At 30.9% G+C, this 14981-nt stretch carries 14 protein-coding genes; 6 read left to right on the plus strand and 8 right to left on the minus strand.

Annotated features, from left to right (window positions below):
* Positions 1-51: 51 nt before the first annotated feature.
* On the minus strand, positions 52-531 hold the full coding sequence (locus C661_RS21695) for an NUDIX hydrolase (RefSeq protein ID WP_017415253.1): 480 nt from the start codon (positions 529-531) through the stop codon (positions 52-54).
* Positions 532-998: 467 nt separating this feature from the next.
* Here C661_RS21695 and C661_RS0110420 point away from each other — a divergent pair, with 467 nt between their 5' ends.
* Together C661_RS0110420 and C661_RS0110425 are read left to right on the plus strand one after the other, a co-directional pair.
* Positions 999-1976 (plus strand): helix-turn-helix transcriptional regulator, encoded by a 978-nt coding sequence (locus tag C661_RS0110420; RefSeq protein WP_017415254.1) that lies wholly within the window; start codon positions 999-1001, stop codon positions 1974-1976.
* A 73-nt stretch (positions 1977-2049) separates the two neighbouring features.
* A complete protein-coding gene (locus tag C661_RS0110425) occupies positions 2050-2499 on the plus strand; it encodes a GyrI-like domain-containing protein (RefSeq protein ID WP_017415255.1) in 450 nt (149 codons plus the stop codon).
* Positions 2500-2542: 43 nt separating this feature from the next.
* On the opposite strand, the gene C661_RS0110430 is transcribed toward C661_RS0110425, so the two are convergent.
* A complete protein-coding gene (locus C661_RS0110430; RefSeq protein WP_017415256.1) occupies positions 2543-4045 on the minus strand; it encodes a serine hydrolase domain-containing protein in 1503 nt (500 codons plus the stop codon).
* A 590-nt stretch (positions 4046-4635) separates the two neighbouring features.
* Between C661_RS0110430 and C661_RS0110435 the strand changes: the two genes are divergently transcribed.
* Positions 4636-5085, plus strand: coding sequence for a staygreen family protein (locus tag C661_RS0110435; protein WP_017415257.1), 450 nt, complete (start codon positions 4636-4638; stop codon positions 5083-5085).
* A 444-nt stretch (positions 5086-5529) separates the two neighbouring features.
* Here C661_RS0110435 and bioA read toward each other — a convergent pair whose 3' ends face one another.
* From bioA to C661_RS0110455, 4 genes are read right to left on the minus strand one after another with little or no spacing between them, the layout of a single operon-like run.
* Positions 5530-6882 (minus strand): adenosylmethionine--8-amino-7-oxononanoate transaminase, encoded by a 1353-nt coding sequence (gene bioA, locus C661_RS0110440; RefSeq protein ID WP_017415258.1) that lies wholly within the window; start codon positions 6880-6882, stop codon positions 5530-5532.
* Positions 6883-6898: 16 nt separating this feature from the next.
* Positions 6899-7627: a dethiobiotin synthase gene (gene bioD / locus C661_RS0110445; protein ID WP_017415259.1), complete on the minus strand. Its 729-nt coding sequence runs from the start codon at positions 7625-7627 to the stop codon at positions 6899-6901.
* On the minus strand, positions 7620-8603 hold the full coding sequence (gene bioB / locus C661_RS0110450) for a biotin synthase BioB (protein WP_017415260.1): 984 nt from the start codon (positions 8601-8603) through the stop codon (positions 7620-7622). Before bioB ends, bioD begins: the two co-directional genes overlap by 8 nt.
* Positions 8587-9183, minus strand: coding sequence for a biotin transporter BioY (locus tag C661_RS0110455; RefSeq protein ID WP_017415261.1), 597 nt, complete (start codon positions 9181-9183; stop codon positions 8587-8589). The genes bioB and C661_RS0110455 overlap by 17 nt, the downstream gene beginning before the upstream one ends.
* A 318-nt stretch (positions 9184-9501) precedes the next feature.
* Here C661_RS0110455 and C661_RS21700 point away from each other — a divergent pair, with 318 nt between their 5' ends.
* The 3 genes from C661_RS21700 to C661_RS0110470 all read left to right on the plus strand — a co-directional run bounded on the left by C661_RS21700 (position 9502) and on the right by C661_RS0110470 (position 12044).
* Positions 9502-10119: a DUF6143 family protein gene (locus C661_RS21700; RefSeq protein ID WP_017415262.1), complete on the plus strand. Its 618-nt coding sequence runs from the start codon at positions 9502-9504 to the stop codon at positions 10117-10119.
* Positions 10106-10675: a DUF6143 family protein gene (locus C661_RS0110465; RefSeq protein WP_017415263.1), complete on the plus strand. Its 570-nt coding sequence runs from the start codon at positions 10106-10108 to the stop codon at positions 10673-10675. Before C661_RS21700 ends, C661_RS0110465 begins: the two co-directional genes overlap by 14 nt.
* A gap of 379 nt (positions 10676-11054) precedes the next feature.
* Positions 11055-12044, plus strand: a complete 990-nt coding sequence (locus tag C661_RS0110470) for a GNAT family N-acetyltransferase (RefSeq protein ID WP_017415264.1) — start codon at positions 11055-11057, stop codon at positions 12042-12044.
* A 196-nt stretch (positions 12045-12240) separates the two neighbouring features.
* Here the strand turns inward: C661_RS0110470 and C661_RS0110475 are convergent, their stop codons facing one another.
* On the minus strand, positions 12241-14160 hold the full coding sequence (locus tag C661_RS0110475; protein ID WP_017415265.1) for an ABC transporter permease: 1920 nt from the start codon (positions 14158-14160) through the stop codon (positions 12241-12243).
* Positions 14147-14914 carry an ABC transporter ATP-binding protein gene (locus C661_RS0110480; RefSeq protein ID WP_017415266.1) on the minus strand — a complete coding sequence of 256 codons (768 nt, stop codon included), beginning with the start codon at positions 14912-14914 and terminating at the stop codon, positions 14147-14149. The genes C661_RS0110475 and C661_RS0110480 overlap by 14 nt, the downstream gene beginning before the upstream one ends.
* Positions 14915-14981 lie beyond the last annotated feature (67 nt).

Here is a 14981-nt window from a genome sequence, read left to right on the forward strand (position 1 = left end):
TTATTAACTCCTTTTTCTTATTAGATGCTCTCGTAAAAGTAAGCTATACTGCTAAAGAAACTCCTCTGAATGAATCTGATATGGATTACGAGAAAACACAACATAGGCAACTTTTTTCTCACTACTTAGCATATGCCTTACCTTATCTCTAGTAAATTCTTCATTAATTACAGCTAATATCTCATCCTTACGAAACCAATTTACCTCAAGGCTCTCTTCACTAGTTGTTAACTCCCCTGAAATAGCCTTGCCAGTAAATCCAAAACTTACAATACTTCCAATAAGAGTAACCCCATCTGGTTGAATTCTCTTGGTTATATTAGAATGTACTGCCTTTAACTCACCTACTTCAATATCTATTCCTGTTTCTTCTTTGATTTCTCTTTTTAAGGCATCTGTAAGTCCTTCACCTGGTTCAACTTGTCCCCCTGGAATTTCCCAACCTCTCTCTGGGCTTTTTATAAGAAGAACTTTCCCTTCATTATTCTCTATTAAGCCACCCACTGATACTATATGTACTGGATAATTCATAATTACCTCCATAAATTCACTTATATTTTTCTCAATATTGTTTACTAATTATTTTACCATATAATTACTATAATAATATATCTCCTACCATATAATTGTTCGCAATATTCTAATTAGGTTTTTCTAAAGTATTGTAGTGCATCTAAAAACAATCACATTTCTTTCCACATGAAGTTAAAGTTTAAAGATGCATAATTGCAGAAATCCCTTCAATTAATTCCTGTAATTCCCTATAATGATTATAAGTACTATTTCTTTATACTTGTACGTACAAAAGTATTAATATGTGCTGTTTATAATTTAAACTTCTTAATGTTTTAAAACTATAGGCTTGCTTAATGAAACGTTAATTTGGTAATTTCACAAAACCTAAAGCGAATCAATATAGGGATGATTTATGATTTAAATGTTTATTCTAGTTCCTTATACATTTGTTATTATTTAAATTTAGATAAGGGTGTGTTTTTATGCGACTTCATAGACTTATAGGTATTATAATGCTTCTTGATTCTCGTGGAATAATGAAGGCTGTAAATTTAGCTAAAATTTTAGAAACCTCTGAAAGAACCATTTATAGAGATATTGACATACTCTGTGAGTCTGGACTTCCTATTATGTCAATTCCTGGCCCTAATGGCGGCTACTCTTTCATGGAGGGGTATAAAATTAATTCATCTGCTGAGGGATTAAAAAGTGATGATGTTTTTACTATTCTACTTTCAACCATGGGTATTAGTCCTGAAAAAAATACTGAAACCTCTGCACAGCTTAAAAATGCGGTTATAAAACTTGAGAACAGTTTATCTGAAGAACATAAGCAGGAAATTCTTAAGGCAAAGGAACGTTTTTTTGTTGATTCTTCTCCTTGGTGGGGCAAAATAGTAGAAGATGAAAATATAGATATCATAAAAAAAGCTATACTAGATTTAAAAAAGCTAAAAATTAATTATAAGAAATATGGTGGACAGCTTTCTCAAAGAATAATAAGACCCTATGGTGCAGTGAGAAAAAATTCTCAGTGGTATGTAGCAGCCTTTTGTGAGAAAAAAAATGAAATTAGAGTTTTTAAATGTAGTAGAATTGATTCTATTGAAATTCTTTCTGAAGGCTTCATCATGGATGAAAACTTTTCTCTTGAAGAATTTTGGGAAGGCAGTAAAGAACAATTTGTAAAAAAAGCTGCTTCTCATACACCGACTATTATATATCCTGTTGAAGTTAAACTCCTTGAAGAAAACATAAAACTCCTTGATGGCTTTAATATAACTTCTTCATTTAAAAAAGAAGATAACTGGATTCTTACTATTGATATGATTAGTTTTACAACAGCTTGCAACGTGATTTTTCCTATGAGTGATAAAATAGAGGTTTTTGAACCGCTAGCACTTAGAAACTTTATATTAGAAAAAAGTGCCAAAATTTTAAATTTATATAAATGCAAATAAATCCCTGACATAATGTTGGCAAGGATTACTTGTTATAATTAATACATAGAATCAATGAAGGGAGTTAATAATCATGAATGGAAAAATTATAATTACAAAGGAATTTAAGGCTGTAGGTTTAAGTTACTTTGGAAACAATGCTAATGGAGAAATCCCAGCACTTTGGCAGGTATTTAATGCTCGCTATGGTGACATTAAGCAGAAGAGTGAATCAATGCTTTGCTATGGTATCTGTGATAGTGATATGGATTCAGAAGGTAATTTCCACTACTCAGCTTGCGTAGAAGTAGATTCCTTTGCTGCTGTGCCTGAAGGTATGGTTACTAAAGTTGTTCCAGGAGGTAAATATCTTGTATATACTTATAGTGGTGCGATAAAAGATCTTGGAGAGTTTTATGAAAACATATTCTCAAAGTGGCTTCCTGCTTCACAATGTGAAATGGATTATAGACCTCAACTAGAAGTTTATGACGAGAGATTTATGAACAATGGAGAGTTTGACATATATATTCCTATTAAGTAGTATTAAAAAAACTATTTTGATGAGGTCACTAAAAAAGTGACCTCTACCTTTCTTTTTTCTTTCTTTTCTTATCTTTCGGGAATAGTCCACTAATAAATAAAACTATTAACCACACTAAGATTGTAATAGCAATATTTTTAACGCCACCTTGAAGTTTAAGTGTATTTGCCTGAAATAAAATAAAATATGTTATTCCAGCTAAGAAAAATCGAATAAATAGCCTTATAAATAATACTAATAAGAACTTGTTTTCTCTTTTACAAATGAATATTCTTGTGCCTCGCTTTATTCCTACAATAACTATGGAAGTATACATTATAAGTGCAGCACCCAACAACACTGCTATACCTAAATTTGTATTTCTATATCTCTCAATAGCATTGTTTTCTGTAGTCAGTGTATTAGTTTGATATTCTAACCAATAATTATAAACATCTTGCCTTAAATCTATCCCATTATCACTATTTGTAAATATAACTATTCCATCCTTCTTTTCAGGAATAAGTGCATAAACAGCATGCCATCCTCTATTGTCTCCACTATGATACAAAAGTTCACTACCATTAGGTAATTTCTTAACAAAAACTCCAAGTGCAGAATCTGCCATCACTGGTCTGCGTATTAACTCTATTGTTTCACTTTTTAAAATATTACTCTCAGTGGAACCTCTCCCCTCCATGGTAGCTATCATAAACTTTAAAAAATCTGTAACAGTAGTTTTAAGTCCCGCCGCAGCTTTCTCAGTAAAATTATAGTTTGGAATTTCTTGATTAAAATATCCATATGCTTTAGACATATTATCATCTAGAAAATTATTTCTAAATGTACTATTATTCATTTTTAATGGTGTTAATATTTCCTTTTCCATATATTCTTCAAAGGACTCTCCTGTTACTTCTTCAATAATTAACTGTAGCAGAGTATATCCTCCACCAGAATATCTAAATTCACTTCCAGGCTTTATAGTTATTTCTAAAGGCTCCTTAATAAATCCCTTTGCTGATAATGATTCTTCTATGGTTGGTACTTTTTTATCCGGCAAAGTCCCTAAATATCCATGCACTGTTAATCCCGCTGTATGGCTCAGTAGCCCTTTGATAGTTGCCTCATCCTTAATGAACTTTGACTCAGGTAACTGCCATCGCTTCATATATTTCTGTACAGGATCCTCAAGTGATAGTTTACCTTCCTCCACTAATTTCATAATTCCCCAAGCTGTTAAACTTTTTGATATTGATGCCGCTTGAAACACTGTATCCTCACTTACTGATTTATTTTTTTTCCTGTTTTCTAATCCATAATTTAATATGTATTTAACTTGTCCATCCTCAATTAACCCTATAGCTGTTCCTGCCACTCCATAATGTTTTTGTAGTTCTGGAACGGATTGATCTAGCTTGTTTTTAAACTCTTCTATACTTATCACACTTGAAATTTTACTTGATGCAATAGCAGTATTATTACTATTCAGAAAACTAAATGATATAGCTAAACTTAGAGTTGCTATGATTAATTTACCTAATATACTCTTATAATATACTCTCATTAGATTTTCTCCCTATTTTCCTATGTTTTTTATTTAACTTTTTATTTTAAGGATCTACATTACTTGCATATGGAACTGTCTTGGTTCCATTATGACTTACCACATATAAGTTAAGTGTTAAACTCTACTGTTACAACACCCTATATTAAGTGAATCATATTAACCTTACTATAAGTGCAGTAAGTTTAAATTAACCACATCTAATCTCTTCATTTTATCACTCCCTTTTCTTAACTAATATCTATAGTATAAATTAAGAAAAATGGGTGAACCATCGAAGTATATAACGTTTGTATAACAGTTTTGTAATATTTAGATTAAAAAAAGATTACAGTTTAGCAGTGAATAATCAGAGCAATAATAACTTCACGCTGTATGCCTTTTAAAATTAAGTTAATAAATCTCCTCTTCGCCATAGTTACTTTTTTTAATTTCACAACATATTATTTATATATTTTAAAGTTATAAGCAAGTATTAGTTTAACTACTCATTAAACCATGCTTTTTATAGGCCTTAAGGAAATGTGAACTTCAGTCCACCCTATTTCATATACTGTTTGTAATAGAAATCCTATACAGGAGTGAATTATATGAGAAAATTAAATCCTGAAAAACTACTTGTGGAATTTACACAAGGTGTTACTGAAACTGAGCCAATTATTCCTAGACGTTATACCCTTACTCATTCTGACTCAACTGCAGAACTTTTTCTAACAGTTGGCGAAAATTTTGCTTTTAACAAAATAAATTCTATAAGGGACGAAGTTCTTGGGGAGTGGATAAAAAAAGGACCAAGCTATTATTATCACGCATACTTACTGGTAGACGGTGAGTCTGTCATAACCAATGTTGCTATAAGAGATGCTATATTTAGAAGAGAATTACCTCTGGCCCTACAAGCTATTAGATATGGTGACCAGAAATTTTTTAATGCCCATAGAGAACTTGATAGTGTTCCAATAATAGTATTTTTTCAATCTAGTCTTCCTAAATATAATAAAGTAGAAAATTGGGGTACCTTTTCAGACTATATTGTTTGACTTTTTAAGACTTACTAAATCAAATTATATTTTATTAGGCATCTGAAAATAAATAACAAGTCAAAAATGTGAAGGAAATTTTGTGTTCACAAGCTTGCTTGTGCCGACAAAGAGATAGGTTCCTTAGATAGTGGAGCTATCTAAGGGTTCTGTTTACGCAGTATAACTCAAAATAGACGAGCATACTGACTCATCTATTTTTTAAAGATGCCTTAACTTAACTTAAGAACAAAGGACACATGCAAAACCACTGTTTGTGCTTTATGCATATGTCCTATCTCTTTTGAAATTCAATGTTGTATATACGTAGAAACTCAAGGTATTTCGTTATATATATGTTCTAATAAAATTTCTACATTTATAATTAAGATTTTATTCAAATCAACTTCTATCAAGATGAATATTCAATATTGAAACATATATACTTCTAGTTTTATAAAATTATTATTTATATTGACCAAAATATTCCTCTATGCTATCAAAACAGGTATTTACCATGAACTTTATTTCCTCTTCATTAATAACATATGGTGGTATAAAATAAAGCACATTTCCAATTGGTCTTAATATTAGTCCCTTTTTCAGTGCAATCTTATAAATCTCGTAACCTACTCTCATGTGTCCATCATAGAGCTCTTTAGAAAACTTATCTTTAACTATTTCTATTGCTGTTATCATTCCTATACTTCTTATATCCCCAATATGTTTTGAATGCTTCGTCTTTTCTAAGGTAAGTTTTTTAATTAACTCACCTTTTTTTCTATTACTCTCTATAATATTCTCTTCTTCAAATATCTTTAAGTTCTCTAAGGCAATAGCACATCCTAAGGCATTTCCTGCATAAGTATGGCTATGAAGAAATGCCTTTCCCTCTTTATAATCTCCATAAAAGCAGTTATATACTTCCTCCCTTGTTAAAACCACAGACATAGGCATATATCCAGCAGAAAGTCCCTTTGAAATGCACATAAAGTCAGGGCTTATTCCAGCATGATTGCAAGCAAACATTTCCCCAGTTCTGCCAAAGCCCACTGCAATCTCATCTGCAATAAGATGCACTCCGTATTTGTCGCAAAATTCACGGAGCTTCCCTAAATAAATGGGTGAGTAAATCTTCATCCCTGCTGCACCCTGTACCATAGGCTCAACTACAACTGCACATATGTCCTCATGATTTTTTACTAAGCACTTTTCCATGGCCTTAAAACACTCTGCATTACAGGTTTCCCTATTAAAGTTATATTCACATCTGTAACAATCTGGCCCCTTTACTCTTATGGTATCTAATAGTAAGGGTTTATATATCATATTAAATTGATCTATATCACATACAGACAATGCACCTAAAGTTTCTCCATGATATGCATCACTTAAAGCTACAAACCTTTTCTTTTTACTATTTCCCTTTTGAGCATGATAGTGGAAACTCATTTTTAAAGCTATCTCCACCGCTGAGGATCCATTGTCAGAAAAAAATACCTTAGTAAGCTTCTCTGGTGTTATACTTACAAGCTTTTCTGATAACTCTATAGCAGGTTTATTTGAAAAGTTTGCAAATATAACATGTTCAATATTATCTATTTGCTTTTTTATTGCTTCATTAATTCTTTTATTACTATGTCCAAGAGTATTTGTCCACCAAGACGATATACAGTCTAAATATTTATTTCCATGAATATCGTAAAGCCAAACCCCTTCACCCTTTTCTATAACTATGGGCTTAAGTTCTTCATAGTCTTTCATTTGTCCACAGGGATGCCATATATATTTCAAATCCTTTTTAACATAATCCTTCATATTCACACCTCAACCTTTATTTTAATTCTTCCATACATTCTAGTACTTTACCAAGGCTAAAGGCCTTTTCAGCATTTGTTTTTATAGTTTCAATCATGTTGTCCTCTAAATTATCAATAGTTTTAAGTTTTCCTATTATAGGTATCTTAGTAAGTTTTTCTATGATTTTAATATTATCATCACAAAGCAGCTGTTCCTCGTAATTGTTTATTATAATTCCTTTGATTTTAATTCCTAAACCCTGTATATTTCTTACTGTTAGTACTGTATGGTTTATTGTTCCAAGGCCAGCTCTTGCAACAATAATAACCTCTATTCCTAAATCTTTAATAAGATTTTCAAGGGTATATACCCCTCTTTCATCATCTATTAGTGGGCATACTATCCCCCCACTACCTTCAGCAATTATAAAATCATATTTTTCCTTTAAGTAATTATATTTCTCTTTAACTATATTTAAATCTATAGGGTTATTTTCTAGCTTTGCTGCAAGGTGTGGTGATACTGCTGCCTTATACACAAAGGGGGTAATATTTTCATAGGCTTCATCTAGATTGCTCACTTCACTTACAACCTTGGTGTCACCAGGAATAAGCTTGCCCCTTACTTCTAAGGCACCACTTAATGCTGCTTTAAAATAAGTAGCATTATATCCATTACTTCTAAGCAAATGCATGAGTCCAGCAGTTACAATAGTTTTCCCTACATCAGTATCTGTTCCTACTATAAATACACCCTTAGCCATTTTTTCTAACCTCTAGATTTAATTCATCTATGAGTTTCTTATCATCACATATTTTATTTCCTGATGTTGTAAGATAATTTCCTGTAATTGTAGCATTTGCCCCTGCGTTAAAACAGTTCTTGCCATATTCATCAATTAGATTTCTTCCTCCTGCAAGCCTTATGAAAGCTTTTGGATTAACAAATCTAAAGATAGCAATAGTTTTTAATATATCCTCTTGACTTAATCTTTCTGCATTTTCTAGCGGTGTTCCCTGAACTGGGCTTAATACATTTATAGGAATAGATTTAACCTGTAGCTCTCTTAACTGAAAGGCTAACTTCACTCTATGCTCTAAGGTTTCCCCCATGCCGATAATTCCTCCTGAGCACACATCCATACCAGCCTTTTTAGCTACATTGATAGTGTTTATTCTTTCATCATAGCTATGGGTTGTGCAAATTTTTTTATAATAGTCTCTACTGGTTTCCAAATTATGATGGTACATAGTTATCCCAGCTTCTCTTAGTTTTATCAGCTCTTCATAATCTAATATTCCTAGGGATGCACATAAATCTATTTTTATCTCCTTATTTAAATCTTCATAGATTTCTATAACCTTCTGAAAATCCTCTCCTGTAACTCCTCTGCCACTGGTAACAAGAGAAAATCTATTCACTCCCTCATTTTCATTTTCTTTGGCTAACTCTAAAGCTGCTTCTTTTGAAACTAAATCATATACTTCTGCATTAGTTTTATAGTGAGCCGATTGAGCACAAAACTTACAATCCTCAGAACAATGTCCTGATTTTGCATTCATAATTGTGCATAAATCAACTTCCTTGCCCATAAAAGTTTTCCTTATGTTATTAGCACTATTGCATAATTCCAATATATGTTCTTTATCTTCAAGCCCTGCTAATTTCATAGCCTCTTCAAAGGTTATACTATCTCCTTCTAAAGTTTTTTTCTCCATTTTTTTAATAAAGTCTCTCATGTTGTACTCCTTCTTTATCGTTTTTATAAACCCTATATCCACTTCTGTTTAATACAGGTAATACTTTTATTGATATATAAGCTGTAAATATTACTAGTAAAAGATCTCCAGCTACACAAACTACGAAGCCATAAAAAAATGCAAAGTATAAAGAAATATTCTTTCCTAGATAGAAGTTATAGCTAATATATAAATATATAACGCCAAACAAGTATACAAAAAATAGGCCTGCTATGGTCATAAATATTGCCTTAATAAAAGTTAGTTCTTTAAGGCTCTCTCTTATTTTACCTATAACATAAGCTGCTACAATAAATCCTATGAGATATCCAAAGGTAGGCTTAAAAATATAACTAAAGCCACCACCTTCTGTAAACACAGGTACACCCAAAAGCCCAATTGCTACATAAACAATTTGTGACATAGCTCCTAATTTTGATCCTAAAATCACACCTGCTAAAGCACAAAAAAGAAATTGAAGGGTAAAGGGTACATAGGGTATTGGTATTTTAATAAAGGCCCCAACTGCTGTTAATGCAGCAAACATGGCTACTAAAATCAAATCTCTTGTATTTTTCAATTAATACACCTCTCTAACAATATTTACCTTACTTTATCAATATATTAAATCTAGTCGCTATTGTCAACCATAAATTTTTACTAGGTTTACAATGCTTTTTAAAATCTGTTCCTGAATTAGCTCAAAACTTTATACATTCTTAAGTATGAAAATTTGTTGATATTAAGAATTAACTTGATGCTTATAGTATGTTAACCTTGTCTATCTTTTGAGGAGAAACAGCTTAGGTGAGAACTGGTTCTACACAAACTTCTAGGACTTTACATATTATGTAACTAGGAAGAGATTCTTCCTAAAATAAAGCTTTTTAATGGAGATGTGATTAAAATAGAAGGATGTAATAATTATAATAACTCAATTACTTTGCCTAATCCTATAACTCAAGTGGCTGATTTGCCCTATGATCTATATTTATCACTTCAAGGAAAATACTTTGTAGGTTATGCAGATGATTTAGAGTTCGGTAATGGAAGAATTGCATGGGCTGGATTAATAAATCCCATTAATTCAGGAGTTAATCTTTTTGTTCAGGTTTGGACTGTTACAAATATTGGTTCATCACCCTTAATTGCAAAAGTTTGGTTTAATACAATTCCACCTGGAATTCCTACAGAATCAGAATTAGTTACACCTGCAAATACAGCGCTTTGCCCATTACCAGTACCAAAAATAAAACTGCTTCAAGCAAGTAATGTCATTGGAGAACCTGTTGGTGGCAACAATGTATTTGTACAAAGAGTAATTCCAGAAGTTACAATTGCTAGTGATGAACAAGGTAAGTTTATTATCCCTCCTGGGGGCTCCTTTGTTATTACTTTATCCAATAATGAAGAACCGAGTGAAGTTGGCATGGGACGAATAGCTTTTGGCTGGAGTGAAGAATCTGTTGTTAAAAACAAAAAAAGTAGGAGATGTTTAGAGAATGAATTGCTGTAATAGCTATAATAATTCTATTGTTTTGCCAAATCCAATTACCCAAGTAGCTTCCATGCCTTATGATCTTTATTTATCACTTCAAGGAAAATATTTTTTAGGCTCTACAAGTAATTTAGAGTTTGGTAATGGTAGGAGTGCATGGGCAGCATTGTACAACCCCATTAATTCTGGCGTCAATTTGTTTGTTTATTCTTGGCAGGTTTCCAATACTGGTCCATCACCAATAAGGGCTCAAATATGGTTTAATAGTAATCCCCCAGGCCAACCAACAATGGTTTCAACTGTAGTTCCTGGTAATACAGCTCTTTGTCCTCCACCCAAAACTAAAATATTATTATTTCAAGCAAGTAATGTTATTGGTGAACCTGTAGGTGGAGTGAAAGCCTTTGTTAGAAGAGCTCAGTCCGAAGTTACAATAGGGGATGTGGAAGTTGGAAAGTTTATTTTCCCTCCTGGGGGATCATTTATAATATTCCTATCCAATCCCGAAGCTCCTAATGAGCCTGCTAGCGCTACAGTCAATTTCTCATGGTGGGAAGAAAAGATAAATTGCTAGTATGCTAAAATAAAAATTTCTGCATTACCTTACAAAGCTTCCAGGGAATCGATGTAGTTTCACTTGAATTGAAACCTTACCTTGGTTCCCTGTTTAGATATGCCTTGTCTAATGTATGTATTTTAAGCTGTAAAGTTCATTCCTATGTGACTAACATGACTTTTTATTGGACAGATATTGGATTTTAGTATTAGTTACTATTTTTAGGGAGCTTTTATAATCTAAAGCCTTACAGCTTTTTCTGTACTTTTAAATAATAACTATAAGTTTTACTATTTAAACTTCTGGTAATCACTAACTTTTAGCCTTTTAACCTAATAATTAATGATATAATTTATATTGGGGAAAACCTGAGGGAATTTTAAAGGGGGTAAATCTTATGTATAAAATCTATGAAATTAATCCAAATAATTTAACAGAAAATGAAATTAAAAATCTATATTCAATAAATGTAGCTTTAGAGAACAAATATAACTTTCTACATCGTTTAAATAATGTTGATGACTATAAAAATTTATTTTTGTCATCCTTTACTAATATTGATACCCAACTGCTTCTTATAGAAAAAGATTCTAAAGCATGTGGAATTTTAACATTAATTAAAACTTTTGATTGGAATGGTAATGAACAGCATAAGTTAACAATCTCTTTATGTGATATAGTAACTGATGAAACTTTAGTAAGTTTTATTGGCGAAGTAATTAAGAATAAGCTAGATAAGTACAATGAACTTTCAGTAGTTACTTACAATAATGAGCTTCAACAAACAATAGAAAAACATACTTATAAGGTAGCTTTACGAGGTAATTATTATACTTTAAATAAGAGTGATATTGATATATCTTCGCTAAGTAAATACATAGCAGAACAAGAAATAAAAAACTCAGATTTATCTATTAGATTTACAGATATTATTTCTGAGAATTTAATTGAAGAGTATTGTAATTTATTTATGGAAACTATGGAAGACATGACAGATGTTAAGGAAGATGGTTATGTTCAATATGTTATAACTCCTGAAAAGCAAAGGCAAATTAATGAATCTAATAAGAAAAGGAATCTTTCTCATTTTTGCTATATGATTTTTAACTCAAATAATGAGCTGGTTGCTAAATCAAATGTATCTGTAAACAACAATGATTCTCGCTTTCCTTACCAATTTATGATTGGGGTTAAGAGACCTTACAGAGGAAGAAACCTCGGAAAGTGGCTTTATGCTTCCATGTATAAAAAATTATTTGAAACCGTTAATTTTGAAAAAGCCCTTGTATGTCATCATCCTGACAATATACCTGCTATAAATGTTAGCAAATGGATTGGCTATAAATTTAACTATTTAGAGACAACTTATAATTTGTATAGACACTAAATAGCCTAATTTTTTTATAAACTTATTTATACCTCTCTAAAAAACAGTAATAACAGTAGTGAAAATAGTGAAAAGCTATTGTATAATTCATAAAAACCTAAGATAGTAACAAAGCCATAGATAAGCTAGAAATAACTTATTTATGGCTTTATTTGCTATTAAATTTGTAAATATGCCCTTTATAACAGAGGTATTCTTACCTTGATAACATATCATTTGCATACTTTAAAGTTATAAAGTAATACATAAAATATCCTACATAATAAACTCCTAGAGTTATAAGAATTGGTATTAAAATTGGGCTTTGTATAATCTTTTGAGCAATAGACATTGCAAATAAATTATGCACTGTTCCAACTATTACAGGACATATAAATACAAGTCTCAGCTGTTTTGCTAACATTTTTTTAATGTCTTTATTACTAGCTCCTAGCTTTTTAAGCATTATATATCTTTCCTTATCATCATATATTCCTGCAAGCTGTTTAAAAAGAATTATGCTTCCTGTGCAAAGCAAAAATACAATTGATAAGAATATGCCAATAAATAGCAGTAATCCATAAACTTGCATAAGATTCTTATACTCTATAATATTGGATGTAAAGTTAAATGGATGGGTAAATTTAATATTATCTTCCACTAACTTTTCTATAGTTCTAGCCATTTCTAGCGCCTTATGTTTATTATCAATATCAATTACTCTTAATTTATATAAATTCTCTTGATTTTTCAGCTCATTAAATATCTTATCTTTAACAACTACTAGGTTATAAGTAGAATCCATATTTAATATTAATTCACTATATTCCTTATTTACATTGAAAATTTTATTATCCTCTTTTAGCTCTATTGGCTTATTTTCCAATGTCTCATAAAACATATTTTCAACTTTTTCTTTTATATAATAAATATCGGTATCCTTTTTTAGCTCAGAATACTCTTTGCCTTCATATTCCATTATATTTTGAAAATCACTTTCTTTTATAAGGTGTGTAAATGTTTCCCTTTGCTCACTTGTTTTATTCTTCTTATTAACTAATTCTAAACTAGCATCTTTATAAATTAGTTCTATTGTTTTGTCAAATTTAACACTATGATAGACTCTATTTTTATCTAGTAAAGTATTAAGTTCCTTATTAACCTTCTCATTTTCAGCATTAATGTTATAGGTAAACTTATAATTTTCCCTAATATTCCTATCTATATCATAATAAAGATATACAGTATAGCCTAACATAGTAACGCTAGTTGCTATTAGTATAGCAATTGTGGCTAGTATTTTTGAATTGCTTGATATCTTGTAACTAACTTCCGAATAAGCTATTAAGTTTCTACCTTTATAGTAGAATCCTTTGTTTTTCTTTATAATATTTACTATAAGTGATATTGCAGAGGAGAAAAATAAAAATGTACCAGGTACTATCAGTAATAAAATAGCAAATGCCAGCGTATTTTCCTCAAATAGCAGCTGACTTGTAGCAAGCATGTATGCCATTACAATTAATACTATTCCAATTAATCCTTTTATAGCAAAGTTCTTTTTATTACCTGTTATTTCTGTTTCATCTTTAAATAAGTCTATAATCTTCTTTTTTCTTATCATCATATTATTTCTAATGCCAATTGCAATAAATATAATTGAGAAAGTAATTATGGTTTGCAAAACAACCTTTAAGCTTAGACTCATCTTCACCACAAGAATCTCTCCCATGAGTTTTACTAAAATCATAGTTATTATTTTAGTAAATACAAACCCTAGGATTATCCCTAAGACTATAGCAAAAGATCCTATTATAAAGCTTTCATAAATAAATATTCTTCCTATGTGTTTTTTCCTCATACCAAGTAAACTATAAGTTCCAATTTCCTCTTTACGTCTATTTACAAAAAAGAAGTTTGAGTAGTAGATAAACATAAATGAAAATAATGCTAAAACTATGGAGGCTGCATTTATGCTCACCTTGAGATTTTTACTCAAGGCAGCTAAAGCTTCATTATATTGAATAGATTTAAAACTAAAAAATATAAATACACTAAATACTATGGACACAAAGTACATAATATAATTAGGTGCACTATTCTTTACATTCTTCAGTGATACATTAAATAAGTTCATTTCTATCACACCCTCCAAGTAAAGCTACTGTATCTAAAATCTTATGGTAGAACTCTTTATTACTTTCTCCTTTAACTAATTCTGCAAATATGATTCCATCTTTAATAAATAATATTCTATGACAAAAACTAGCACTTGTTGCATCGTGAGTAACCATAAGAATTGTAGACTTTCTTTCAGCATTTAGTTTTGAAAAAGCTTCTAGTAAGTTTCTAGCAGCCTTTGAATCCAATGCTCCTGTAGGTTCATCTGCAAGTATTAGTGCTGGATTAGTTACAATAGCTCTACAAACAGCACCTCTTTGCTTTTCTCCACCGGATACTTCATAAGGATATTTCTCTAAGATTTTCTTTATATCAAGAGCTTCAGCTACTTCTTCAACCCTTTTTTCAATTATAGATGGTTTTTCATTTTTTAGTGATAATGGTAACATTATATTTTCCTTTATGCTAAGTGTGTCTAACAAGTTTGAGTTTTGAAACACAAAGCCTAAGTTATCACGCCTAAAGTCTGCTATTTTATCTTCATTTAATTTGCTTAAGTCTTTATTATTGATAATTACTTTTCCTGACGTTGGTGCATCTATTGTTGATATAATATTTAGCAATGTGGACTTACCTGCTCCTGATGATCCCATTATTCCTACAAACTCGCCTTTTTCAATACTAAAGCTAACGCACTTCAACGCTTCATACTTTGTTCCTCTTTTTCCATATTCCTTTTTAACATTTTCCACAGTTAATATATTTCCCATAATATCCTCCTAGGTTTGTAACTTATAAACCTATTATATAAACTCCTAAGTACTTTATCGATGTGAT

Origin of the sequence: Clostridium tunisiense TJ, from assembly GCF_000300195.1 — a bacterium.
Classification (GTDB): Bacteria; Bacillota; Clostridia; order Clostridiales; family Clostridiaceae; genus Clostridium_J; species Clostridium_J tunisiense.

Excerpts from the sequence above, each read along its gene's own strand:
- C661_RS0110470 (WP_017415264.1), top strand. The coding sequence starts at position 11,055 with ATGTATAAAATCTATGAAATTAATCCAAATAATTTAACAGAAAATGAA.
- C661_RS0110425 (WP_017415255.1), top strand. The coding sequence starts at position 2,050 with ATGAATGGAAAAATTATAATTACAAAGGAATTTAAGGCTGTAGGTTTA.
- C661_RS0110480 (WP_017415266.1), bottom strand. The coding sequence starts at position 14,914 with ATGGGAAATATATTAACTGTGGAAAATGTTAAAAAGGAATATGGAAAA.
- C661_RS21695 (WP_017415253.1), bottom strand. The coding sequence starts at position 531 with ATGAATTATCCAGTACATATAGTATCAGTGGGTGGCTTAATAGAGAAT.
- bioD (WP_017415259.1), bottom strand. The coding sequence starts at position 7,627 with ATGGCTAAGGGTGTATTTATAGTAGGAACAGATACTGATGTAGGGAAA.
- C661_RS0110435 (WP_017415257.1), top strand. The coding sequence starts at position 4,636 with ATGAGAAAATTAAATCCTGAAAAACTACTTGTGGAATTTACACAAGGT.
- C661_RS0110430 (WP_017415256.1), bottom strand. The coding sequence starts at position 4,045 with ATGAGAGTATATTATAAGAGTATATTAGGTAAATTAATCATAGCAACT.
- C661_RS0110420 (WP_017415254.1), top strand. The coding sequence starts at position 999 with ATGCGACTTCATAGACTTATAGGTATTATAATGCTTCTTGATTCTCGT.
- bioA (WP_017415258.1), bottom strand. The coding sequence starts at position 6,882 with ATGAAGGATTATGTTAAAAAGGATTTGAAATATATATGGCATCCCTGT.
- C661_RS0110465 (WP_017415263.1), top strand. The coding sequence starts at position 10,106 with ATGAATTGCTGTAATAGCTATAATAATTCTATTGTTTTGCCAAATCCA.
- C661_RS0110475 (WP_017415265.1), bottom strand. The coding sequence starts at position 14,160 with ATGAACTTATTTAATGTATCACTGAAGAATGTAAAGAATAGTGCACCT.
- bioB (WP_017415260.1), bottom strand. The coding sequence starts at position 8,603 with ATGAGAGACTTTATTAAAAAAATGGAGAAAAAAACTTTAGAAGGAGAT.